Source organism: Bradyrhizobium sp. USDA 3262 (assembly GCF_054060035.1).
Window position 1 is genome coordinate 3206545 of the sequence record NZ_JBSSCT010000001.1, and the last position, 23887, is coordinate 3230431.

Annotated in this window: 21 protein-coding genes and 4 pseudogenes; 10 read left to right on the forward strand and 15 right to left on the reverse strand. The window is 59.4% G+C overall.

Going from position 1 to position 23887, the window contains the following annotated elements; genetic code table 11:
• The first annotated feature begins 145 nt into the window (after window positions 1-145).
• Both ACVWYP_RS14850 and ACVWYP_RS14855 read left to right on the forward strand, forming a co-directional pair.
• The gene (locus ACVWYP_RS14850) at window positions 146-1492 is read left to right on the forward strand and encodes an IS5 family transposase (protein ID WP_026191834.1); all 1347 of its coding nucleotides are present in this window, start codon (window positions 146-148) and stop codon (window positions 1490-1492) included.
• Between the two features lie 30 nt (window positions 1493-1522).
• The gene (locus ACVWYP_RS14855; RefSeq protein WP_304498978.1) at window positions 1523-1684 is read left to right on the forward strand and encodes a hypothetical protein; all 162 of its coding nucleotides are present in this window, start codon (window positions 1523-1525) and stop codon (window positions 1682-1684) included.
• 27 nt (window positions 1685-1711) lie between these two features.
• On the opposite strand, the gene ACVWYP_RS14860 is transcribed toward ACVWYP_RS14855, so the two are convergent.
• From ACVWYP_RS14860 to ACVWYP_RS14870, 3 genes are read right to left on the reverse strand one after another with little or no spacing between them, the layout of a single operon-like run.
• A complete protein-coding gene (locus tag ACVWYP_RS14860; protein ID WP_028344357.1) occupies window positions 1712-2623 on the reverse strand; it encodes a nucleotidyl transferase AbiEii/AbiGii toxin family protein in 912 nt (303 codons plus the stop codon).
• Complete coding sequence (locus tag ACVWYP_RS14865) at window positions 2613-3452, reverse strand: type IV toxin-antitoxin system AbiEi family antitoxin domain-containing protein (RefSeq protein WP_028344358.1); 840 nt, start codon at window positions 3450-3452, stop codon at window positions 2613-2615. Before ACVWYP_RS14865 ends, ACVWYP_RS14860 begins: the two co-directional genes overlap by 11 nt.
• Window positions 3453-3506: 54 nt before the next feature.
• Window positions 3507-4055: a hypothetical protein gene (locus tag ACVWYP_RS14870; RefSeq protein WP_016840790.1), complete on the reverse strand. Its 549-nt coding sequence runs from the start codon at window positions 4053-4055 to the stop codon at window positions 3507-3509.
• A 362-nt stretch (window positions 4056-4417) separates the two neighbouring features.
• On the opposite strand from ACVWYP_RS14870, the gene ACVWYP_RS14875 reads away from it, so the two are divergent.
• Together ACVWYP_RS14875 and ACVWYP_RS14880 are read left to right on the forward strand one after the other, a co-directional pair.
• Window positions 4418-4738, forward strand: a complete 321-nt coding sequence (locus tag ACVWYP_RS14875; protein WP_016840789.1) for a helix-turn-helix domain-containing protein — start codon at window positions 4418-4420, stop codon at window positions 4736-4738.
• Window positions 4713-5990, forward strand: a complete 1278-nt coding sequence (locus tag ACVWYP_RS14880; protein ID WP_051003393.1) for a type II toxin-antitoxin system HipA family toxin — start codon at window positions 4713-4715, stop codon at window positions 5988-5990. Before ACVWYP_RS14875 ends, ACVWYP_RS14880 begins: the two co-directional genes overlap by 26 nt.
• Window positions 5991-6820: 830 nt before the next feature.
• Here ACVWYP_RS14880 and ACVWYP_RS14885 read toward each other — a convergent pair.
• Entirely contained in the window at window positions 6821-7135 is a 315-nt protein-coding gene (locus tag ACVWYP_RS14885) for a hypothetical protein (protein WP_129964882.1), read from the reverse strand.
• 234 nt (window positions 7136-7369) lie between these two features.
• Between ACVWYP_RS14885 and ACVWYP_RS14890 the strand changes: the two genes are divergently transcribed.
• Complete coding sequence (locus ACVWYP_RS14890) at window positions 7370-8209, forward strand: IS5 family transposase (RefSeq protein WP_259245117.1); 840 nt, start codon at window positions 7370-7372, stop codon at window positions 8207-8209.
• A gap of 99 nt (window positions 8210-8308) precedes the next feature.
• Window positions 8309-9052, forward strand: a pseudogene (locus ACVWYP_RS14895) (IS5 family transposase); the annotation flags it as partial.
• A 31-nt stretch (window positions 9053-9083) separates the two neighbouring features.
• Here the strand turns inward: ACVWYP_RS14895 and ACVWYP_RS14900 are convergent.
• Window positions 9084-9674: a UPF0149 family protein gene (locus ACVWYP_RS14900; protein WP_035633732.1), complete on the reverse strand. Its 591-nt coding sequence runs from the start codon at window positions 9672-9674 to the stop codon at window positions 9084-9086.
• A gap of 29 nt (window positions 9675-9703) precedes the next feature.
• Window positions 9704-9970, reverse strand: a pseudogene (locus tag ACVWYP_RS14905) (transposase domain-containing protein); the annotation flags it as partial.
• A gap of 510 nt (window positions 9971-10480) precedes the next feature.
• Here ACVWYP_RS14905 and ltrA point away from each other — a divergent pair.
• Window positions 10481-11809 (forward strand): group II intron reverse transcriptase/maturase, encoded by a 1329-nt coding sequence (gene ltrA / locus ACVWYP_RS14910; protein ID WP_028344467.1) that lies wholly within the window; start codon window positions 10481-10483, stop codon window positions 11807-11809.
• Here the strand turns inward: ltrA and tnpC are convergent.
• The 3 genes from tnpC to tnpA are packed head-to-tail and all read right to left on the reverse strand — an operon-like array spanning window position 11737 to window position 14125.
• A complete protein-coding gene (gene tnpC, locus ACVWYP_RS14915; RefSeq protein ID WP_245288927.1) occupies window positions 11737-13263 on the reverse strand; it encodes an IS66 family transposase in 1527 nt (508 codons plus the stop codon). The two genes, ltrA and tnpC, sit on opposite strands and share 73 nt — an antisense overlap.
• Before the next feature lie 50 nt (window positions 13264-13313).
• Window positions 13314-13667: an IS66 family insertion sequence element accessory protein TnpB gene (tnpB, locus tag ACVWYP_RS14920; RefSeq protein WP_038388484.1), complete on the reverse strand. Its 354-nt coding sequence runs from the start codon at window positions 13665-13667 to the stop codon at window positions 13314-13316.
• On the reverse strand, window positions 13664-14125 hold the full coding sequence (gene tnpA / locus ACVWYP_RS14925) for an IS66-like element accessory protein TnpA (RefSeq protein WP_063607131.1): 462 nt from the start codon (window positions 14123-14125) through the stop codon (window positions 13664-13666). The genes tnpB and tnpA overlap by 4 nt, the downstream gene beginning before the upstream one ends.
• 85 nt (window positions 14126-14210) lie before the next feature.
• Between tnpA and ACVWYP_RS14930 the strand changes: the two are divergent.
• Window positions 14211-14315, forward strand: a pseudogene (locus tag ACVWYP_RS14930) (IS5/IS1182 family transposase); the annotation flags it as partial.
• A gap of 33 nt (window positions 14316-14348) precedes the next feature.
• Here the strand turns inward: ACVWYP_RS14930 and ACVWYP_RS14935 are convergent.
• Entirely contained in the window at window positions 14349-15458 is a 1110-nt protein-coding gene (locus ACVWYP_RS14935) for a Fic family protein (protein WP_016840785.1), read from the reverse strand.
• A 645-nt stretch (window positions 15459-16103) separates the two neighbouring features.
• Entirely contained in the window at window positions 16104-16313 is a 210-nt protein-coding gene (locus ACVWYP_RS14940) for a hypothetical protein (protein WP_075969274.1), read from the reverse strand.
• Window positions 16314-16474: 161 nt separating this feature from the next.
• Here ACVWYP_RS14940 and ACVWYP_RS14945 point away from each other — a divergent pair.
• Together ACVWYP_RS14945 and ACVWYP_RS14950 are read left to right on the forward strand one after the other, a co-directional pair.
• Window positions 16475-16821: pseudogene (locus ACVWYP_RS14945) on the forward strand (HipA domain-containing protein); the annotation flags it as partial.
• Between the two features lie 213 nt (window positions 16822-17034).
• Window positions 17035-17334, forward strand: a complete 300-nt coding sequence (locus ACVWYP_RS14950; RefSeq protein WP_028344341.1) for a hypothetical protein — start codon at window positions 17035-17037, stop codon at window positions 17332-17334.
• Between the two features lie 220 nt (window positions 17335-17554).
• Here the strand turns inward: ACVWYP_RS14950 and ACVWYP_RS14955 are convergent, their stop codons facing one another.
• From ACVWYP_RS14955 to ACVWYP_RS14970, 4 genes are all read right to left on the reverse strand, one after another.
• Window positions 17555-18568 carry a hypothetical protein gene (locus tag ACVWYP_RS14955; protein WP_075968327.1) on the reverse strand — a complete coding sequence of 338 codons (1014 nt, stop codon included), beginning with the start codon at window positions 18566-18568 and terminating at the stop codon, window positions 17555-17557.
• 1328 nt (window positions 18569-19896) lie between these two features.
• A complete protein-coding gene (locus tag ACVWYP_RS14960; RefSeq protein ID WP_334369633.1) occupies window positions 19897-20745 on the reverse strand; it encodes a glycoside hydrolase family 12 protein in 849 nt (282 codons plus the stop codon).
• A 243-nt stretch (window positions 20746-20988) separates the two neighbouring features.
• The gene (locus tag ACVWYP_RS14965; RefSeq protein WP_155258791.1) at window positions 20989-21342 is read right to left on the reverse strand and encodes a hypothetical protein; all 354 of its coding nucleotides are present in this window, start codon (window positions 21340-21342) and stop codon (window positions 20989-20991) included.
• A gap of 901 nt (window positions 21343-22243) precedes the next feature.
• Entirely contained in the window at window positions 22244-22732 is a 489-nt protein-coding gene (locus tag ACVWYP_RS14970; protein ID WP_038373421.1) for a calcium-binding protein, read from the reverse strand.
• Between the last annotated feature and the right edge of the window lie 1155 nt (window positions 22733-23887).

Here is a 23887-nt window from a genome sequence, read left to right on the forward strand (position 1 = left end):
CGATTGAGGCAGAATCGCATTTGCTGGTGTGGACTGTTTTTGGATTGCAAGGTTTTGATGTTTCGAGCCTCGGAACCTTGCAATTTCATTTTCAGGATTCAGTCGAATCGCCAGTCATGATTCCGTGGTCGCGTCGGAGGTGACGATGCGACCGAAGAAGCAAAGGACGACGGGATCTGGCGATCTGTTCCGGGCCAGGCTGGACCAGATCATCAACATGAAGCACGAGCTGGTTCAGCTCGCCGGCAAGGTCGATTGGGACTGGATCGACGGCGAGATCGCGCCGCTCTACAGCGAGAACGGTCGGCCGGGGATCGCGACCCGCTTCGTGATCGGGCTGCTGCTGCTCAAGCAGATTTACGGCCTGTCCGATGAGGGGGTGTGCGAGCGCTGGGTCCACGACCCGTATTTCCAGTACTTCACCGGCGAAGAGTTCTTTCAGCACGCGTTTCCGCACGAGCGCTCGGACCTGAGCCACTGGCGCAAGCGGCTCGGCGACAAGCTGGAGCTGTTGCTGGCCGAGAGCCTGCGGGTGGCGCACGAGGCCGGCGCGTTACGCAGCCAGGACCTCAAGCGGGTCACGGTCGATACCACCGTGCAGCCGAAGGCCATCGCCTTCCCGACCGATGCCAAGCTGCTGCACGCGGCGATCAGGGGGCTCAACCGCCTGGCGAGGAAGCACGGGGTCAGGCTGCGGCAGTCCTATCTTCGCATTGCCAAGACCGCGGCCATGATGGCGGGACGCTACGCCCATGCCAAGCAATTCAAGCGGCATCAGCGGCAGTTGCGTATCCTGCGCAGCCGGCTGGGCCGGATCATCCGCGATATCCGCCGCAAGATCGAAGGTCAGGCCGTGCTCGAGAACGCGTTCGCCCTCCCGCTCGGCCGGGCCTCGCAGATCCGCTCGCAGCAGCAGCGCCAGCGCGGCTGGAAGCTCTATTCCTTCCACGCCCCGGAGGTGGAGTGCATCGGCAAGGGCAAAGCAGCCGCGCCTTACGAGTTCGGTGTCAAAGCCTCCATCGTCACCAACAACCGCCGTGCTCCCGGTGGCCTGTTCGTGCTGCACGCCAGGGCGCTGCCCGATAACCCCTACGACGGTCATACCTTGCGCGACGTCATCGACCGCACCGAGACACTCACCGGCTGCGCGATCGAGCGGGCCTATGCCGACAAGGGATATCGCGGCCACGACGCACAGAACCCGCGCCGTGTCTTCATCTCCGGCCAGAAGCGCGGGGTCTTCGGTATCATCAGGCGCGAGCTGCGCCGCCGCTCCGCCATCGAACCCATCATCGGACACCTGAAGACCGATGGTCACCTCGGCCGCTGCTACCTCAAAGGCCGCGCCGGAGACGCCGCCAACGTCATCCTCTCAGCCGTCGGCCACAACTTCCGCCGCATCCTCGCCTGGCTGAGGGGTCTTTGGCGCCTCTTCCTGGCCACCCTCATCGCAGCCATCAGCGACCGTTCACCGCTGCAATCGGCTTCTTAACGGACGACTAATTATCTCACGCGCAGCATCGTGGCCTTGAGCCCGGTCGGGAGGAATTCGTCGATCACGCGCATCAACGAAAAGTTGCAAGCCTTTGAGAACTGTTCGGCGAACGATATCGAACAACGGCGGGACATGCTGATCGCGCTTGGCAAAGACGTATGGCGCACGTCGCCGATCGACGTCAGCTAAAAAGCGTCAGGGGCGGCTGCGAGCCGCCTAGACGCCGAGCGCTTTCTTCAGTGCGGCCGTCAGCACCGCGCGCTTTTCTTTGGGCAGCTTGTCGAGATTGAGCTGGCGCCATTTGACGGCCGGAAGATCGGGCACCCCGGGCAGCCCCAGCAGATCCCACTCCGGCGCGCCTTGTTCGAAGCTGACCAGAAATTTCCGGTGCGCGTCCGGCATGTCGGCCACGATCGCCTTGATCATCTCCTCACGCGTTGCTTCCAGTTCGGTAAGCGGGACGGGCTCTTCTGTCATCCCGACGAAACCGTGTTCATAATCCTCCTTCATAGCTCGGCGCGGCGGATCGAGGACTTCCGCCATCGGCCTATGGTGGCTGAGCATGTACACGACGAAGGCCTTTCGCAGATCGTCGGTGATGCCCTCGTTGGCGAGCAAATCACGCAGGTCGAAAAAGTCGCGCGGATGCTGGCGGTCCAGCGCGGCGACCAGCTTTCCAGCATAGAGGTCCGCGTGCGAGACAACCTGGATCTCGGCGAAGCCGAATTCGTCCTCGACGGTATCGGTCACGGATTGCTTTTTCGCGGGATAGACGCAGCCGCGAAGGACCGGCGTCACCTCGATTTTGACGGTTGCGGCGCCGAGCTGGACGAATAGCTTGTTGACGCGCCCTTCGGTCAAGCCCTCTGTGACTTGGCACCCGCCGATTTGTGCCTTGATGCGGCCGGCGATGCGCGTGAGCGCGGTCTCGATCTCCTTGAGCGATTGGTCGCGCGGCTGCACCGGCAGATAGGTGAGGTCGATATCGACCGACAGGCGGGGCAGGTCGCGAACGAAGAGATTGATCGCGGTCCCGCCCTTGAGCGCAAAGCAGTCTTCCTGCGCGACCACGGGGACGACGCGGATCAGCAGGGTAGCCTGTCTGCGGTATTGGTCGCTAAACGGCATCGAGCCCTTTCGGCACGGTGATTTGATAGGTCCGGTCGAGCACGCCGCCTTTGACCAGCATGCGCTTGCCGCTTCCGAGATCGACGTGATCCTTATTTATCTTGTTTTTCCAGGCATGCGAATGGCGATCGGCAAAGAAGAAGAGCAGCCGCTTGGCTTTCACGCTTTGGCAGGCTTGTAGCAATGTCTGCATGCGCCTGGGGCTTAGGGTCGAAAGGCTCTCGACCAGTTTGTCCACGGTCTCGAAGCTCTCGTGATCGGGAAGCTCGTCGAGTACTTCGAGCAGCGCCCGCTCCGGCGATGAAACCACCAGCGGCCAGCGCCATTGCCCCCATGACTGGATGACGAAGCCCTTTTCGGCCGCTTCCTTCTCGGCCGCGGCGTTGGCGCGGTCGAGATCGCCTTTGGGCGGCAGGCCCGCTTCCGGCGAGAAGAGCTTAGCGCTGTTGTGGAAGACGAAACGGATGGAGAGGGGAAGCTTCGAGAGCCAACCGGGCGGCGCGGAAGGTCCGTAGAGATGAACCTGCTGCGTGGCGCGAGGCAGGTAATGCTCGTAGCCTTGAAGCGCGAGCGCTGTTCGGCCGCCGACGGCCAGCGGCGTGCGGTAAAGAAGCGTCTGAAGGGATATGACGGCCTGCTCCCAGCTTAGGGCGCCGCGCGGCTTTCGGTACACGCGGCCGGCCGGTCGTTCGAGGTAGCCGGCCGCGACATACTTGCTGACGAGGCTGGTGGTGTAGCCGTGCTTGCTCAGCCAGGCAGCGTCAACGAGCAGCCCCTCCGGAAGATCCCGGCGGAGCTGGTTTAGTTTTCCTGGCAATTGCGTCGTCATGCTACGCAAAATGGCATACCTTCAAACCAAGAGCTAGTTTAAGTTTCGCTCGATTTAAGTAGCCGTAGTACGTAAAATTGACATCTTGTAAACCGATCGCCGGCCCGCCCGCTGGAGACAGAAAATTAGGCTACGGTCTAAGGCCGCGCGCCTTCGCCACACAGGGCGGCGACCTTCGAGCGCACACAGCGCTTCGCCGCAGAACTTCAGGCCCGCCTGGGACCGCAAGCGCGGCATCGCGAACACGAGACCGAGCTGCACGTTGTAGCGGTTCCATTGCTGGCCGCCGGGATGCAAGATGCCGTCTAGAATACGCGCGTCATCGATGCGTCCGGCCGCCGCGAGATATTCGAGCGCGCGCACCGCATTCGGCCCGAACGGCACAAGCCAAGCCTTGGGCAGCACGGCGAGTTCATCCGCTAGGGTCTCCTCGATCACGCGGCTGGCTCCGGCATAGTTACCGAACCTCTTCAGGACCGGATAGCGCAGGACGGACGTGTAATGCGCGCGGTGCGCGGCGGATCCGAAGAGATCAAGCGTGGACGTAAGTCCGAAAAGCCGATGCAAGCCGAAGTGGTCCATCAACCACGCGTCGAGGCGCATGCCCCCCTTGAACGAGGCCGCATTCTTGGCGCGCTGCGCCGCCTCATCGAGCGAGGCGCGCCGGTAAGCGCCATGCGGAAGCTGAGTAGGGCTTCCAGAGCCGGCTGCTTGCCGGGCGTGACGCCGATGATGACGATGTCGGCCTTGTCGTTGAGCCCATGGAGTCCATGCGCACGCGGTAGTTCGCCCCGCGCTGGTCGAGATTGCCTTAGGCATTGGGGAACCGCCCCTGGCCAGTAAGATACGTTCGCGGATCATTTTATTAGCCAATGATACCTAAACGGATCTATGGGCCTTGGCAGAAGCGATAAGCAATGATATGTTCACGCATCATTTAGAAGAAAAAGATACGTAAACGGATCATGGAGCGGAACTCAGAAGCAACCCAACAGCTAGGACGCCTCCTCCGGGATGCAAGAAAGCAAGCGGGCCTGACTCAAGAGCAGGTGGCCGAACGCGCGGGCATTTCCCGGCCGCGTTACCGCGATATCGAGCAGGGCAACGCCGCCGCGCGGGCGACAACGCTGATTAACGTCGCGCGCGCTCTCGGCATGGAGCTAATGCTGATCCCACAGGCCATGGTAGCCGGCGTCAACGCACTCCTTCGGCCCTCCGAAGGCGAGGATCGACCAGCGTTCACCACCGATATGGATGATGATGAGCACCCGGGTCCGCGCCCCTAATACCGTTCAGTCGCTGGAGGTGTTCCTTCAAGACCTCAGGGTCGGAACGCTCGTGCGTACGCCAGGCGATTTCAACGCCTTCAGCCTTGATCCGGCCTATCGCGCCATGTCGCGGCCCCCGATATTGAGCCTCTCGTTCCGCTCCGCCGATGGTGGGCTTCGCAAGGATCCGAAGCCCGCGGCACACGTGCTGCCCGCGTTCTTCGCGAATCTGTTGCCCGAGGACAAGCTTCGCGAGGCGATGGAAAAGCACCACGCCGGAGCAGTGAGGCAAGGAAACGATTTCGACCTCCTGGCGGCGCTTGGCGAAGATCTGCCAGGTGCAGTGCGCGTGGTGCCAAGCGACGGCAGCACCGTGATAGCCATTCAAGATAATCCTCGTGACATCAAAGCGCGGTTTTCCTTGGCGGGAGTTCAGATGAAGCTCTCCGTGATGAAAAATACGGGAAAGGGTGTCGGACTGACTTTGCCCAGCGGCGACGAGCAAGGTCAGTACATCGCAAAATTCCCCTCGGCCAATCTTGTCGGATTGTCGGAAAACGAGTTCGCCGTTCTGGCGCTGTCCGAAATCCTGGGAATGGATGTGCCGGAACGCGAGCTTGTCGAAAAATCCGATTTCGAAGGAATTCCCGAAGAATTCAACACATTGTCGACCGGCAAGGTCTTGCTAGTGAAGCGTTTCGACCGTGGACCCAAAGGTACCCGAATTCACATCGAAGATTTCGCTCAGATCTTTGGCCGCCAGCCATCCAAAAAGTACGATGACGCATCATACCACGACATAGCCTCCGCGCTGAACGTAGCGGTTTCGACCGACGCCGCGCTCGAATTCGTTCGTCGACTGGCACTTGCCGCGCTCGTGGGCAACGGCGACATGCACTTGAAGAATTGGTCGACAATATACCCAGGTGAGGGGTGCACTCCGGCCATCGCCCCCGTGTACGACGTCCTATCGACCACCGCTTATTTTCCGAAGGACGATATGGCACTCTCTTTGGGAGGAGAGAAATCCTTCAAAGCGCTTACTCCGGACCGCTGGCGAAAGTTCGCCAACCGCGCGCGGCTACCCGAACCGGCGGTCATCTCGGCTGTCGTGGAGGTCGTATCGTCGGTGAACGACCATTGGTGGCAGCTCCCCGAACGGGATGTCGTGCCGGCCGCTGTTCTCAGTAAGATCGATGCCAAGATCGAGGAGATGAGCCCGGTTCTGGATCCCGGCTACGTTCCGAAGTCGTCCCTGGCTACCCCCTGAGCTTTTGCCGCGGTGATCGGAGGTCCGCTCCTGCCAGAACTTCATGAGCTGGAGATTACGATGTGGATGTCATCGAGGTGGTCGGTCACACCGACGAGCAGCCGCTCGGTCCGCGCCAGTCCAATCTCGATTGAATATCTGGCTTCCGTCCTAAGGAGTTCAACAAATGTGGCTAGCCTCGTTCCAGCAGTAATGCCGGGTTGGGATTGGCTCGTGCGGTGTCAGTTGTGAGCGTGCTGAGGCAAAGTCCGCTTGTACAAGCTAATTCTTCACGGCCTGCCTAAATCGGTCATGATCCTCCTGTGTTTGGACGTTTCCCGTTCGGGACCCGGGCGAACCCGCACCGCTTATCCGATTGGCCTACCACAGCGTCTCCTATCTGTTTTGAGAACAAAGTCTCCTGCATACCCGCCGCGAAGTAGCCTAGCTTCTGGCCGATTCAGTCGCAGGCGGCATCGAGACCAGGAGGCTAGGCTCGAATGCTAGGGCGGTTGGCTTTCGAGAAGCTGACGAGCTCGAGGGGAAAAGTGCCCCGTCGGGGCAGTTGCGCCGGCACGCGAACAACGGTTGCGGGACAAGCATGTTCCACGAATGTTGAAGCGATTGCGATTTCGTCACCGATTGCCAACGCGCAAAAGGCCTTCTTGACCGCTAGCCCAGCTCATTCCATTTCAAACGCATTTAATCGTTGCGGTCTCCGGCCATAATCGGCATCAGGAGCCGCATCTTCAGACAATCGCCAAAAAGCTTTTCGATCCGCTTGAATCGTTCGTCGGCCAATTTCTTTGTCTCTTCCAAACTCGCTTCGGCTTTGCTCGGATAAATTACGTCTACTGGGCCGGGGCATCCGAAATGCTCGCATGAGGATCGGCACAGAGGTTAGCTATCGCGGGCGTATTTGTTGTGGAACAGAATGTATTTTTTTCGGAGCTCTTGAAGATTGCTGATTTTTCTTTTGCAACGCGACTGAAATCAGCTTTGATCGCGCCGCTACCCCGCTCCTGGTCGGTCAATTTCTCCGCGACAATCAAATGAACTTCTCGGAGATGGCCGCAAATGTAAACGTCTGCATTCTCCGCGCTTAGCTGAAAATCCAGTGCATGATGTATCGCTGTCATCTTTGCGTCGAAAGTTCTGAAAGCCATTCGGTTGACCAAACCGGGGCTTTAAAGCGCGGACTGCGAGGGTTTCGCGTATACGTTCATTGGAACCTCTTGCTAGCGGACAGAGCTCGGCCATCTCAGCTCGGGTGCTGGCGCGCCACGTTTCCGCTTTTCAGGCCGCCATGAACATCCTCTTAGAGGCTGACCGAAAATTAAAGTTGGGTGATTTCAGCAGGTTGTGATTCTTCGAGGTGTTCGAAGCCATCGGAGAAGCAGATGACCTGGACTGAAATCACCCGCTGTCAGCATGACAGACGAGGGCTGCGCTATGCAAGCGATTGTACGGATGCGGAATGGGCTTTGATCGAGCTATTGATGCCAGGGCGGAGCAAGGTGGGTCGACAGCGCAAGACCTGCATGCGATCGGTATGGGATGCGATCCAGTACATTGCGACGACGGGATGCCAATGGGCGCTTTTGCCGAAGGATTTTCCTCCCTTCACGACGGTCCAGTACTATTTTTATGGCCTGCGCGACAGCGGGGTGTTGGACTTGATCAATGACGCCTTGGTTGAAATCGCGCGCAGGCTTGCTGGACGGGAGCCGCAACCAACGGCGGCGATCATCGACAGTCAATCGGTCAAGACGACCGAGAGCGGTGGGCCGCGCGGCTTTGATGCGGGCAAGAAGATCAAAGGTCGCAAGCGTCATATCGTCACCGACACACAAGGAAATTTGCTGAGCGCCATCGTGCACCCGGCCAATGTTCAGGATCGGGACGGTGCGCCGACCGTCGTCTCTTTGGCGTGTGCGAGCTACCCGACTATCGCGCACTTGTTTGCTGACGGCGGCTACGCCGGCGAAAAGCTTGAAAACGCGCTCCGGAGACTCGACGGGCCCACGATTGAAATCGTCAAACGCCCGGATGAGGCAAAAGGCTTCGTTGTTGTTGCCCGACGCTGGGTCGTCGAACGAACGTTGGCATGGCTTAACCGCTGCCGACGTCTCGCCAAAGATTGGGAGGCCTCCGTCACCTCGGCTGAAGCATGGCTCCTTATTGCGTCAACTCGACAACTGGTCCGCCGCATCGCCAGATCGGCCAACGTCAAGTCATGAATTTTGAGTCAGACTCTAAGAGGCTGACCGAAAATTAAAGTTGGGTGATTTCAGCAGGTTGTGATTCTTCGAAGGTGTTCGAAGCCATCGGAGAAGCAGATGACCTGGACTGAAATCACCCGCTGTCAGCATGACAGACGAGGGCTGCGCTATGCAAGCGATTGTACGGATGCGGAATGGGCCTTGATCGAGCTGTTGATGCCAGGGCGGAGCAAGGTGGGTCGACCGCGCAAGACCTGCATGCGATCGGTATGGGATGCGATCCAGTACATTGCGACGACGGGATGCCAATGGGCGCTTTTGCCGAAGGATTTTCCTCCCTTCACGACGGTCCAGTACTATTTTTATGGCCTGCGCGACAGCGGGGTGTTGGACTTGATCAATGACGCCTTGGTTGAAATCGCGCGCAGGCTTGCTGGACGGGAGCCGCAACCAACGGCAGCGATCATCGACAGTCAATCGGTCAAGACGACCGAGAGCGGAGGGCCGCGCGGCTTTGATGCGGGCAAGAAGATCAAAGGTCGCAAGCGCCACATCGTCACCGATACACAAGGAAATTTGCTGAGCGCCATCGTGCACCCGGCCAATGTTCAGGATCGGGACGGTGCGCCGACCGCCGTCTCTTTGGCGTGTGCGAGCTACCCGACTATCGCGCACTTGTTTGCTGACGGCGGCTACGCCGGCGAAAAGCTTGAAAACGCGCTCCGGAGACTCGACGGGCCCACGATTGAAATCGTCAAACGCCCGGATGAGGCAAAAGGCTTCGTTGTTGTTGCCCGACGCTGGGTCGTCGAACGAACGTTGGCATGGCTTAACCGCTGCCGACGTCTCGCCAAAGATTGGTAACCGGTATGAGCTCCCACGTCTGCGGTGATCAGTTGGCGCGTGGATAGCGGATCGGCATCCAGTATTGGCGCATCGCCTCGACGACTGCTGGGATGTCGAGGTGCGCAGTACGGAGAAAGTCCCCAGTCTCTCGGCCGCCTCGTGGCGGTCCGAGCATCGGCCGGCCCTGATCGTCGCAACAGTGTAGCAGGATAGGCAGAAGCAGGCCGTGATCGATCTTGCTGGTGTCCAGCAATGGCGCCCACGCCGACAGCTTGAGCCGCATCGCGGCATAGAAACCTTGGCACCAGGGACGCGGATCGACGTCGCCATTGGGTTTGCGCCTGTGTAGCGGCGCGAACCGGTCGGGCGCGGTCGAAAGGGTGTTGCTGATGTCGTTGTGGCGCATCGCGACGGCGGAAATTGCGGCGAACTCCGGGGTGCCGCCGTGGTTGAAAGCATCGGCATCGATGGCGAGCAGCGGGCAGATCCAGTCGAGCGGGCTCATCGACACTGGTCCGGCCACAATCGCGGCGACGTAACCGTCGAGCATGGGGAGATTGGTGGCGGCAGGATGCTGATCGACGCGAGCCTGGAGCCATCGCTCGAGGTCCGCAAGCGGCATCGCGGCGGCGGCCATCGACGACGAAGCTTTATGGCGACGTGGGCTCACGCGGCGGCCTGCGCAGTGCGCTGGCGGGCCGCCTTCCAGTTCCAGGCGAGCAGCTCGTGCAGCTGATGGTTCTTGGTTCGCCCGGAGGCGATGCGCTCCAGCACGTCGGTCAGGTAGGCCTGCGGATCAAGATCGTGGAGCTTTGCTGTGTTCACGATCGACGCCAGGATCGCCCAGCTCTCGGCGCCACCTTCGCTGCCGCTGAACAATGAGTTGCGTCTTCCCATGGCAATCGGGCGCATGGAACGCTCGACCGTATTGCTGTGTGTGCCTTGACAAGGCGCACTGTTCTCCCTGGTGGAAATCCAGGCCGGCCAACTCTCGCTCCAGCCGGAAGTACTCGGGGCGGGTCAGGAGGCGACGAATGGCCTGAAGCACTCTGAGAAACGGCCCCTTTTGGGGGTCATCGGTCCGCGCGGGCCGCAACTTGCGAGTGAACACCGAGCAGGCTCCGAAAGCGTCATCGTGGGAGCCGACCCGCCACAGTAACGGGGAAGGCCGGCGTCCTGGGGGAAGCGAGTGAGAAAAGCACCCCAGGATCCCACCGGGGTAGTGGTGGCAGCACGCGCGGGACATGGACAGTGGGCAACAAGGGAAGTCTGCCGTCGAGGAAGGATGCAAATCCGGACAACGACGAACCCGTGAGGGCCAGCGTCGGCGGCGGCAGATGGCGGATGGGTCCGTAATACCTATGACACCGGGTAACGCCGGAAGAGGGAAGGGGCCCTGACTTGTCTCAAGCGAGAACGAAGCAGAGAACACGGCGATTGACGATGAGTCTAGCAACACCGGATATACGCGTTCAGAAGCTGCAGAGCTCGCTACAGGCGAAAGCTAAGACCGAACCGACATACCGCTTCTACTCTCTGTGGGACAAAATCTGCCGACCGGATGTCATGGAAGAAGCTTACCAAAGGTGCCGTGAAAACGACGGCGCTCCCGGGGTGGACGGCATAACATTCGAACAGATCGAAGCAGAGGGACAGCAGCAATGGTTGGAAAGTGTCAGGCAGGAGCTGAAGGACGGCACTTACCGTCCCAAGCCCCTTCTGAGAGTATGGATACCAAAGAGCAATGGCGGACGCCGACCACTCGGAATCCCCTGCATTCATGACAGAATCGTTATGATGGCAGCGGTCTTAGTGATCGGTCCCATCTTCGACGCGGACCTGCTGGACAATCAGTATGGATTTCGTCCGAAGCTGGACGCCAAGATGGCCGTGCGCCGCGTGTTCTGGCACATCAAGGACCGGGGGCGCCGCGAGGTAGTCGATGCAGATTTACGCGACTATTTCACGTCGATTCCACACGGGCCGCTGATGCGAAGCCTGACACGGCGGATCGCCGACGGACGACTTCTCTCGACTATCAAAGGCTGGTTGACGGCTCCGGTGGTCGAACGAAGCGGAAGACGGACGATACGGACGGCAGATGCGCGAAAGTTTAAGAAAGGGACCCCGCAGGGCTCTCCTCTGAGTCCATTGCTGGCGAACATTTACTTCCGACGCTTTCTGCTGGCTTGGCGCGACCACGGGCACCAGGAACAACTCGATGCCTACGTCGTCAACTATGCCGACGATTTCGTGATCTGCTGCCGCCCCGGGCAAGCCGAGGCGGCGATGAAGCGAATGACGGTACTGATGAATAGGATCGGGTTGGAGGTGAACGAGACCAAGACCCGCATCGCACGGTTGCCGACGGAGCGATTCACGTTCCTCGGCTACACGATCGGGCGGTTCTACGGAAAGGGCGGACAAGCCTTCATCGGCACGCGTCCGTCCAAGAAAGCGGTCTTGAGATTGCTCCGACGAATCCACGAACGCACGACGCCACAGTGGTACCCGGACACACCGGAGAACACCGTCATCGTTATCAGCCGCCTTCTTCGCGGCTGGTGCGGCTACTTCGACCAAGGACCTGTCATGAAGACGTATGACTTCATCAGGCAATACGTCGATCGGCGTCTGCGGCACTGGTTAATGCGACGAGCCGGAGGACGTGGCAGGGGCTTCGAGCAGTATCCGCAGGATTACCTGCACAATACGCTCAAGCTCTTCCGCATCCCGAGCCGTCGTACTGACCGATCGAGCGCGAAGGTCTGAGGAGATAAGTGAAAGCCGGGTGCGGCAAATCTGCATGCCCGGTTTGATGAGCGACGACTGGAAACGGAACTATGGTGCGAACTGCGACACCGGCGAAGGCGAAAGCCGCCGGAAACAGTAAAGCCTCGCGACCTACGGTCACCGCGCCAGTCGTCGACTCTACCGACCTCGATGCGGCCGTCGCGGAGAAACAGCGTCAACCCGTCCCAGTGGTTGAGCGCGTAGTTGATGGCCTCCGTCAGCTTCGACTGGGAGAAGAGCTGGTCGACTATGGCGGTCAGCCGCGCCCTGAGCGCCTCCATCAACGGAGCGGCCCTGGTGCGGCGGGCGGCCAGCCGCTGCTCGGCGCTGCTGCCGCGGATCTCGGCCTCGATCGCATAGACCGCTTGGAGCCGTTCGATCGCCTCGCGAGCGAATGGCGATTGGGTCGTCTTGTAGACCTCCACGAATTTGCGCCGGGCATGGGCCAGACAAAAGGCGAGCCGGATCGCGCCGCCATGACCGCGGGCGAGCGCCTTGTAGGCGGCATAACCGTCCACCTGCAGAATGCCGGAAAAGCCCGTCAATTGTCCGGCGATCTCCTCCGTGCCGCGGCCGTCGGCGAACACATAGGCAACCGCCGGCGGCGAGGGGCCGCCCCATGGCCGGTCATCCATCGCATGCGCCCAGAACTGGCAGATGCGGGTGCGATGTCGTCCGGGATCGAGCACCGGCATCGGCGTCTCGTCGCAGAACAGGCGCGGCGCGGCCTGGATCGTGCGCAGCTGGAGGTCATAGAGGCTCCTGAGCCACCAGGCCGCACGCTTCACCCAGCCGGCGAGCGTCGCCCGGTCGAGATGGATACCCTGGCCGGCCAGAATCTGCACCTGTCGGTACAGCGGCAGATACCAGGCGAACTTCGAGACCACGACGTGGCTCACGAGTGCGGTCGAGGCCATGCCGCTCTCGATCAGGCGCGGCAGCACCTTCGCTTGGACCACACCATCGGTGCAGCTGCGGCAGCCATATTTGGGACGGATCGTGCGCAGCACCCGCAGGATCGCCGGGATGATGTCCAGCACCTCGCTGACGTCTTCGCCGATCTTGTGGAGCTGACCTTGGCAGCATGGACACGCGGTTGCCTCCGGCTCCAGCACCTGCTCGCAGCGCGGCAGGTGCTTTGGAAGCGCGCCAATGTTGCGGCGCGCCTTCTTGCGCGGTTTGCCGGATGGCTTCGCCACAGCCACATCGTCGTTGGCGTGCGCAGGCAGCGTAGCGTCCGCCTCAAGATCATCCAGCTCGAGCGCAAGCTGTTCGTCCACGAGCACCGCAAGCCGCTCCGAGCGCTTCCCGAAGATCATCTCCTTGAGCGTCTGCATTGCTACGCGCAGCTTCTCGTTCTCAGCGTCAAGCGCGAGCACCATCTCGGTCAGAGCCGCCGGATCGGTCGGGAGAGCGTCGGGACGAATCGCCATGCTCAGACGATACATCCGCGCGACCCGTGCTCCAGCGAAATCCTCATCCCTCAGCCGACAACGGTCGGCTGCTTCACAGGTTTGGGCGACACACGCGTCCACTCGAGCCCGTCGAGCAGCATCGCAAGCTGCGTCGCACTGAGATGCACGACGCCGTCGCGGATCGGCGGCCAGGTGAAACGTCCTTGGTGCAACCACTTCGTTACCAGCACCATGCCGCTGCCGTCCCACGCCAGAAGCTTCACTCGGTCCATGCGCTTGCTGCGGAACACGAAGACGTCGCCGCAATACGGGCTCGCGCGCAGTGCTTCGCTCACCAGTGCCGACAGCGTGTGCACCGACTTGCGAAAGTCGACCGGCTGGGCCGCCAGCACCACCTTGAGGTCTGACCGTAGCGCAATCACCGGATCCCTCGAAGCGCCGACAGCACCGTCGCAAGCGTCGCCAGCTCCACGCCCGGCTCGACGCGGATGCGCGCCCCGTTCACCTCGATCTCGATCACTCCGCAGGCCTTGACCGGCGGCGCGGTGATCTCCAAAGGCCTCGTCTGTGCCGACGAAATACACCCGGACTCGTCAGCCGTTCCGCCGCCGCTCTCAGCACCAATTTGGATCGGCACGAAGTTCTGGGCTTTGCCGGCCACCGCCGCCGCTACCTGGCGTCTCCACACCGTGAGCAGTCCGCGGGAAACGCCATTGCGCCGCGCCACCTCGGAGATGTTCGCACCCTCCTCAAAGCTCTCCGCCGCGATCCGGGCCTTCTCCTCGTTCGTCCACCGTCGCCGCCGGCGCTCCCCAGTGATCACCTCGACGCGACGATAAGAGTCACCTTCCTGCCTGGCATCAAGCATGGCATTTGCCATCGTTCCACCTCCATCGATCCGCTCATACCAGGCTGTATCGCGCGCAAGCCGAGGGATGACTAGGTGGGGGCCTCATGCCGGTTACAAAGATTGGGAGGCCTCCGTCACCTCGGCTGAAGCATGGCTCCTTATTGCGTCAACTCGACAACTGGTCCGCCGCGTCGCCAGATCGGCCAACGTCAAGTCATGAATTTTGAGTCAGACTCTTAGGTCGCTGATGTGTTCAGACTTCGTCAATCAATGAATAGCTCGTGCTACGCCCGCCGGGCGCGTCTTTCACCAAAACGCCCCTGGCAACGAGATCATCGATGTCCCGCAGGGCTGTATCCTGCGATGATTTGGTAAGCTGTGCCCATTTCGAAGATGTGAGCTTGCCTTCAAAGCCCTCGAACAAACGCTCAATCATCGCCCGCTGTCGGTCGTTAAATTTCTGGTTCGCTTGCTTCTTCCAGAAGTGGGCTTTCCGTAGAACCGAGGCGAGGATGGTGTCGGCGCGATCAAAGGCCCGGTCAAGACAGTCCAGAAACCACTCCAGCCATACCGTGATGTCGAGATCGCCTTTCTGCGTGGCTTCGAGGAGATCGTAATAGGCGTTCCGCTCCTGCCGGATCTGCGCTGACATGCTGTAGAAGCGCTGTGAACTGTTCTCTGATCGCGCCAGCGCCATGTCGGAAATCGCGCGGGCGATACGACCATTGCCATCTTCGAGCGGATGGATGGTAACGAACCACAGATGCGCCACGGCAGCCTTGATAACTGGATCGATGTCCTGCGTACCGTTGAACCAGCCGATGAAGGCTTTCATCTCGTCAGGAAGCAAACCAGCTTTGGGAGCTTCATAGTGAACGCGCTCGCGTCCGATTGGCCCCGAGACAACCTGCATCGGCCCCGTATCCTCCGTGCGCCAGTTCCCGACGGCGATCTTCGTCATGCCGCTGCGGCCCGTCGGAAACAAGGCGGCATGCCAGCCAAAGAGACGGTCAGAGGTGAGGGGAGCCTCATATCTGCCGGTGGCGTCCAGCATCATCTCAACGATGCCCTCGACATTGCGCTCGACGGGCGTAAAGGCGCCGATATCGACACCCAGGCGGCGCGCAAGCGATGATCGCACCTGATCGCGGCTCAGAACCTCGCCCTCGATCTCGCTCGACTTGGTGACTTCCTCGGTAAGGGCCTCAAGATTGGCTTCGGTTCGCAGCCGAAAGCCGAGCTCTTCCATGCGACCGGTGAGACGACCCTGCCGGTTACGGACAGCTCCCAGCTTCTGGGCCAGCTTTGAGCTGTTCCAGGTAAATTTCGGCCAGTCTTTCAGTTCGTGGATATAAGTCGCCATTCACCGCACTCATGCGGAGAATATGCACCTTGTTCCTGACAACGCAATAACATTCTACGCATAAAATGCGGAGAATAAGGGTAATATTCTCCGCAATATCAATAAAATCAAAGACTTGCGCCTGAACCTAAAAGATGATCCTTGGCAAGTCATTGCTCCACAAACACTGAAATGGAACGATTTTATTCCACATTAGTGGATGGAGGTCTTATCAGGCAGTCTTAGGTTGAGTTGGGTCATTCCCGAGGCGCCGCAATAAATCCACGGGATTTTCATGAACGATGATACCTCGCGAGCGGGCTCGGGCTGTCCTGGACAAGCGTAATACCACCAAGCTTCGGCGTGGTCCAAGAGACTTTCCCTTCTCAGGGCTTATAATTGCGGACACTGCGGCTGTGTCTTCGTCGGTGAGCCCCACAAGGGGCGCTACATCTATTTTCACTGCACCGGCTACAAAGGTAAATGCAGCGAGTCCTATGTTCGCACGGAGGTCAATCGCCGCGAGATTCCCCGAACTGATGGGCCGGCTGCATTTTTCGGAGAAGGTCCATCAGTGGATCGTTGCGGGGCTTCATCAGCAGTCCGGCCTTGTCTTGAAGGGTAGGGGTGGGCCAAGCGTATGCGCTTTCTTAACTAAGCTCTCGCTCAATTGACGTTGCCTGAGGGCTGGGCGGGTATCGGAGAGTCTTGGGCATCAAAGTATTCTTCGATCTCACTAACCGCTCTCTGCTCCCATTCGTCGGCCTGCGTCAGCAATGAGACTCGCTGGAGTGGGCGGAATGCTGCGGCTTGACGGCACAGCGAAGCTATTGCGCGGTAGCGACGCACGTTTTCCAGAATTGCCGATCCTGTCATGTTTGATTTGCCCATTCAGCTTACAGCGCGAACATGAGGCGGATCGATTTTCGATTGGTTAGCGGCCGGCCCTGAAAGCATCCATGGTTGGCAAATCCTTGCGATTTCTGACCCCTCAACGCAGGACGTCTGATTTCCTAGCCGTTCAAGACAGTCCACGTGAGATAAAAGCGCGGTCTTCCTTGGCGGGAGTTCAGATGAAGCTCTCCGTGATGAAAAATACGGGCAGGGGTGGCGGACTGAGTTTGCCCATCGGCGACGAGCAAGGTCAGTACATCGCAAAATTCCCTTCGCCCAATCTTGTCGGATTGTCGGAAAACGAGTTCGCCGTTCTGGCGCTGTCCGAAATCCTCGGAATGGACGTGCCGGAACGCGAGCTTGTCGAAAATCCGATTTCGAAGGAATTCCCGAAGAATTCAACACATTGTCGACCGGCAAGTCTTGCTGGTGAAGCGATTTCGACCGTGGACCCAAAGGTACCCGAATTCACATCGAAGATTTCGCTCAGGATCTTTGGACGGCAGCCACTGGCCGCGACAATTACGACCCTGAGCTTAGCTCAGGTGTTTCCGCATGACTGACGCGGAAGCCGAGACGGCTTTCAAGGCTATCCGCGGGCCGATATCGTGGGCGGCGAAGGTAAGGTTGCTGAGGTGGACGGCGGCGGCTGAATACTTCTCAGCCTGATTGTGCAAGCGCTGTCGAGGCTGTACGCCTCCTGATGATTGATCCGGCGCATGTCGGAGCGTTCATGCAGGCCAACCAAGAGGCGGCTCGCTATTTCGGCAACGTGAAGCCCGCCAACCTCAAGAGGATCGCGTTGACCGCCGCGTTACCCGCAACCAGAACGGCAAGGGCAAGATCGCCATCCGCGAGCGCGGCGGCAATTCGGTCCCGCCCGTTCGGTTCCGAGAGGCAGGCCGCCGCTTTCATCAAGGCCGGGATCGCCAAAGGCACGGTCGTCAACGCCGACGAAGGGCGCCAGGCTGAGATCAATAGGCGTCGCGATGGTCCTCGATAGAGCGGAAGCTCACGTCCGGCTTCCGGCAAAAATCGCAATCAACCTCTTAAAATGTCTCGCTCCATGCGCAGCCGTTCGTTCTCCTTGCGCAGCAGAGCGCCATTTCTGCCGTCACTTTCGCAATGAAAGCAGGTGGTCGGGGATGTTGGTCGTGGAGACGATTGCGCCGAGAGGGAGTGCCGCGAGCAGCCGGAATGCCCGCCGAGGGCAGTCGCAGACCTCATCGTGACTGCGTGACCAGCTCGAGCTGGAGCGCGGCCAGAACGCTGATGTCGTGGCGGTGTTCGACGGCCTCGCCCGCAGCCTGCGCGGCCTGTACTAGGGCGGCCTCTTTGCGTTCGGTCATCAGTTTGTCGGCTTCGATTTGGGCCAGCTGCTTTTCACGCTCATCCGCGGGGAGCGCGGCGGTATCGTCACTGTTCGTCTCGATCAGTTCGTTCACCTTTTCGGTCAGAGTGTCACGAAGGGCCCAACAAAGCAGCCCAATCACATCGGGAACCTGCCCAGATGCAGTGCCCACAACCCGCGTGTTCGCATCGGGGACGACAGCAATCAGATTGTGTTTCTGGAGGGTGTAAGGCCATGCGATCTCGCTCGCGTTGTCATCAATCATGGCCGATATAGATGGCGCCCCACGTTCCGCCAGTCGTGCGATCAGCGCCGCGGCGTCTCGCTTCTTCGCCTCACTGGGAAATGGCGCACTGCGGATCTGGTGGGCGTGGGCTTCGAGCTCGCGGATGCGCAGGCGCAGACGCTCGAGTGCGTCAATGGTCCGCTCGCCTCGCTCTAGAATCTCCGACAGCGCGATTGGAGAGACGGAGGCAAGGCGCGCGGGCGACGGCAGGCCACCGGGAGCCAGAAAGGCCCGGCAGCGGGATGCCAGGATCCCGCAGTTCCGCATGCGGGCAGCAGCGGTCGCCTCTCGAGCGATGAGGCGACGCAACTTTTCGGTCAGCTCGCTGGCTTGCTTGTCGAGGTCACGGCCTTGCTTGTCCTCCTTGTCCGCGCCGGGACGATGGGCGCTGCGAGTCAATATCAGCTGTTGGCGGTGGCTCTCGACGCGATGAAGCTCGGCACGAGTTGCGCGCATCTGCTCCTCAACCGGCAACCACGTTGAACGCGCATCCGCTGCACGATCCACGATCGCCTCAAAACGATGCCGAGCGCCCTCATCGGGCAGCAGGTCGGCGGCGTCGTTATGCAAGGAACTCTGGAAACCTATGTGATCATTCACTTGTCGTCTCTCGCCGTTCCGTATCAGATGTCCCATTTTCGGGGCAATGACTCGCCGTGCATATTTCTATCCCGCTTTCTTCCTCCCGATTGTCATCGGTGTGACGTCGATTTACAGATCGAACCAACGTCAAGGAATTTGCGCTCGTTGAACACGATGACGTAATTGCGGTCGACTCTCGGGGGGAGGGTGCTCTCGCTATTGTCAAGCTCTGTCAATCAAACGACGCCAATTGACCGCCGCCGACGACGAAACGTGCTGCTGCCCGGCTTGGCAAGAAACACCTTGCGCTGGGGCCTGAAGCGAGTTGATCTCTGATGGATGTACAATCGGCTTGATCTCGACGAGGGCCCGATCTGGCGGCGGGCTCGGCGACTGTGGGTCCATGTTGCTATGGCCTAGGTGGAGGAGGCAGCCCCGGTTAGGAATCGGTTGGTCGTCACCTCCCGATGGCATCATTCCACACCAGTCGTTCAGCAAGCTCTTTGACCGACGAGGATAAGCGCGGCCTCGGGCTTGGCTGTCCTGCGGAGGTAACGGGATTAAGTCCAGGGGCAGCTTCATCGCGAATTCCTCACCGATGTAGTTTGAACAATGCAAGGCAAGCCAGCCACGGCTCGGTGACCAAGTTCTGGCCGCTGCTCAATGTGATGCATAGGCAATGACAGCCTGCGCCTAGTGCAGAGGTGGCCGGCTTCACCAGCGGGCACCATATACCTTCGTATCATTCCATGCCCCCTTTAGATGCCCGGCGTTTCCCTACGTTCAATTGAGCCGCCGATACGATGGTCTTATTTTCAGGATGCGCGGTAGCACCCCGCTATCGCTGCCCTCCTTGGGCGTTCCTCCCTAGACTTGGGTCGCTTGCGGCAACGTGGGCGACCCTTCTTTTGTAAGCGGTGAGAAGACGCCACCAGGCAGCGTGGTTCCAGCGCATGAGCGCGTCCCGCTGCCCTGCGAGCCATAAGCGATACGCTGAAGCGTTACAGCTAACCAAGCGATGGATCGACATTCTGCATCTTCGTTGTCCGCAGCAGTGTTGCGGGCTCGCCCAGGCTCGTCGCCGCCGAAGTCTATGTCGGACCTTTGTTTGGCTACGGCATTGAAGTTTGGCCCCAATGTCGTGCCGCTGGTGCTGCTCTTGGTGCAGCTGTTGGGGCAGAAGCTCGTTGACCGATGTGGCAACTGTGCCAGAGTCTGTTCCGTTCTGGCATCTCTGGTGGATGTGTCACTGGAGTCGGACCTTTCAAAAGTAAGCGGCAAGCTGAGCCCGTCAGTCGGCGCGGCTCAATGGCATGACTGCAGGCCAGCTCACAGCTCGTGGGCATTCACTTCGAGGTCACCGCCCAGTTGTTGAAATTGAAGTTCATTCCTCCTGGGGACGAGGTAATCTCGACACCATATTGGACGCTACCAACCTTTATGTCGCCAAAGTAGCCCTTCGACTTGATCCACTCCAGGGCACTCTTGATGTCCACCGTGCCGTTGTTGGTCTTCGAGGTGGGTAGCAGTGAGATGACCTTGTGACCGTTGAAGCCTTCAAACACGTTCCAGGTCGCTCCACCTATTTTGACATTGCTGTAGACCGGGATCGCGGCCCCCGAAGGGGCGTAATGATACGAGATTGGCTTGACGTTGCCGCCACCGTCGGGATTTCCGGTGTAGTTTGTCCAGAGCATGATCTCGTGCTCGTTTGAGGCGTCCCAAATATCATAGGCGGTGTCCCAAGCGCCGCCGCCAGGCACTTGCTGGTTGAAGCTCGAGGTCAAACTCTTGATGGAGCTGAGCGGCTTTCCGACGTTGAAAGTCTCGTGCGGATAGCTCTTGATGCCAGGAGTGTTCGGCTGGTTCGACCACACGTCCCACTGATTGGCGGCGCTCACTGAAATCGTCTGAGGCCCAGCGCCCGCCCCCCATACGTCGTTGTTCCAAGAGTGGATGCCGAGTGAAAAGCTCCCATATGGAGCGCTCGACTTCCAAATCGGAGCTTTCGCCGACCCTGGCGCGGCAGCAGATGGCCTGGCTTCATTCAAGATCTGCGTAAATCGGTCATGATCCGCCTGTGTTTGGATCTTTCCCGTTGGGGTCCCTGGCGACCCCGCAGCACTTATCCGATTGGTCTCCACAGCGTCTCCTATCTGTTTTGAGAACAAAGTCTCCCGCCATTGGCTGAACACGTACCCTAGGTTCTGGCCGGTTCAGTCGCAGGCGGCATCGATATCAAGAGGCTAGGCTCGAATGCTAGGAGGGTTGGCTTTCGAGAAGCTGACGAGCCTGAGACGAAAAAGTTAACTTCGTCCCGGTTTTTCGTCTCGGATGCCAGCCGCCGGACTGAGACAGAGAGAACGCTCCATTCGAGTGACCAGCCTCGTCCGAACATACTTGGAGCGAACGTCAAACAAGGAGTGGCAGCACGCATTTCATTTGCCGGAGCTTGCAAATTTGGTGGCTGCTTCCAATTTAAATAACCGGTCGACATCCTTATGGTTCTCAGTCTTCATTCGACCGAAAGGGATAATCGAGGCGGGGTAGCTACCGGCGCAAATGTAGCGGTAAGCCGAAGGTGGAAAGAGCGCGGCGCAGAAGCAACTTTCGAATCGGAATGCGATGCGAAGTCGTCGGGCTGCATGGGGAAAGTCTTGAGTTAGCCGCGCCTTTTCGGCAATCAGCCGAACTCGTTCGGAGAAAAGAGCAAGGAACGGGTAACCCGCGGCAATGCCTCCCCAGAAGCGCAATCTATCCGTTCCACTCTCGTAGTCGAGCTGGCTAATCATGATTGGCTCGCCGCCGGCGATCAGGCTGAGATAGCCGCTCGCGCCGAACGAAATGAACCCGCGGGGGGGCAAACAGATTGAACATATCGTCTTTAGAAGCGAGTGTTCGGCCGTGAACCCACGATACGTGACGCCGCAATTTTGGTGGGGCCAGGATCACACATCCGCTAAAAGCAGAAGCCCTGGCTCCGTTCATGCGCTCGATGATCTGGCGAAAATCTGGTGCCTCAAACAGATTATCGGTGTCGCTCCGGCGAAGGCCGCCTTGCAGGCTGTGATGGAGGGTGAAGACATTAGGCGTATGCTGTGCCGCGCGCTACTGTTGAAGGGCTTTGCATTGCCACAGTCGCTCTCGTCCGGTGCCAATGCGTTCGTGATCGACATTCACAGTAAGGTGCGGAGCGGGCAGTCCAGATCAAGCCCGCTGGCGTGCCACTCGCGCGGTTCTGCCATGACGCAAGCTCTGAGCAGTCGGCTTGTACGATTCGCCCTTAGTGTTCTCGACACTGCGCAATTCCGCGAGGCCTGAACGGGATAGCGATCATGTGCAACAACGAAAGAGATCCAGCCCTGCGTAGCGGCTTTGCTGAGCGGCAGACGTTGCCCGCCGGCGAGCGCCACCTTGGGTCAAACCGTTCGCATGGCCACGAGATGTCGCTTGGTTCCAGCGCCACTGCATTGATCCGGTGCCGGAACGCTATCGGCGCACTCGATAGGGTCTACTGTCTACATGCTACTCTGCGGATTCGTGGCGATCAGCCCGGATCGCCGTATTTCTGCTCATTGGGAAATGTTTGACCGTCTGGCCGAGGGCGACGGCGGTCGCCGCCGGCGGGATGGTGTGCCAACGCGATCGCCGTGCCTGTGCGCCATGTTCGGCCGACAAGGACAGCCGCGAGGATCAGGTGGGCTGATCGGTGATATGCGTGATTGAGAAATAATTGTCCGGGTGATGCAGAACATCGTCGGCATTCACATGTGAGAGCGTGATCGAATTGCCCTCTCCGAGATCAACGACCGTGGTATCAGGGCCAGCCGCCTTGATGTGACTGGCAAGATCGGCAAGCGTATGAATGCCGGTGTGATTGATCCCGTCCTCAATATTCAGTTTATCTCCCACCGTGAAGTCCATCACGAAATCCTTGCCGTTCCCACTCGTGAACATGAAGTTGTCGTTGCCCTGATTGCCGAACAGAACATCGTTGCCCTGACCGCCGTACAGAAAATCGTCGCCTGCACCACCATGGATTGTGTCGGCTCCCTGATTTCCTTCCAGCTCATCATCGCCCCCACCGCCGGAGATCAAATCGTTCCCGCCTAGACCCTGAATAAAGTCGCTATCAGCAGTCCCAACGATGTGATCGTTGGTGTTCGTACCACGGAATGCCATGTCATATTCCTTCGTCGTGTTTGCCAGGGGAGCCGTCGCGGAAGTGATCAGGCTCGCGCTGATGGACATACACATCGGATCTGACGAAAACCTGACTTGGCCATGCCGTTGCAACACGTCATGCAATGGCGAGCCGTTGTGCAAGTGGTTTCGATAGCCTAGCGGCTCACACTTCTAATGCCGCATGAACAGATTAATACGCGAAATAGCGAGGTCGGTCCAGGCAGGTGTACAGGACAACACCGGTCCTATCCGGGTAAGCGGCGAAGGCTTGATCACGTAGACCGGCACTATTGGCAAACAGGCAAGTTCATGCTTGGGCGCTGTTCTCTCCACGTGGCAGACTGGACTTTTGCGAGGATGGTTTCTGTTGGCGGTCCAGCGCACCAAATCATTCTAGCGGCAGCACCGGAAGTGCCGCAATTCCAGACCATCAAAGATCGAGAAGTTCTGGTGCTTTGATTGTCCGTTTTTGTAATGCCGTTCGCCATGCGGCGCACGCTTCCATGAGTCGCACCTAGCAGTGAGGGGGCGCGTCAGCTTCTCGACAGCTAAATCGGCTAGACGGGAAACGTGGAAGTATTTTGTCCCTGCAAAGCGACGTCAAACTGACGGATTGGGATGGTCCGACCTGAAGACAAAACCGTTGGATGGTCCAGACGTCTCGCGGACGCACTACGCTATGCACCCGGGAGCATTCGAGCTTCGAGCAGCGCCTGATAGATTGCAACCGCACGTGGCGAGAATGCCGCGCCGTCAGACCGCAGACACGCCTTGCTCGATCGCGCGCGGCCATGATTATGAAAGTAGCCTCCGAGAACGAATTCCAGGTGCGTCCGCTCGGCATTATATCTCGGCGGCTGCATTTACGAGAGCGCGCACCTTCCCGGAAACAGCACGTTTGCTGCTACCCTAACTCCGCCCGGCCAGCGGGAGTGGGTTTAACTTTCGACCATACCGATGCAAACCGGCCGAAACTCCACAGCGCGATGGTGCAGCTGAAGAGAATTGGCAGAAAGAGAACACAAGCATTCGTAACTTGCCGCGATGTTCTCTGCTCAATCGCGTCCTGCGCGATCAGATCTGAGCACCAGCCGGGTGTTCCCGCAATTATAGCGTAGGGACAGTTTGCGTATTTGGCGGTAAGGCTGTCAA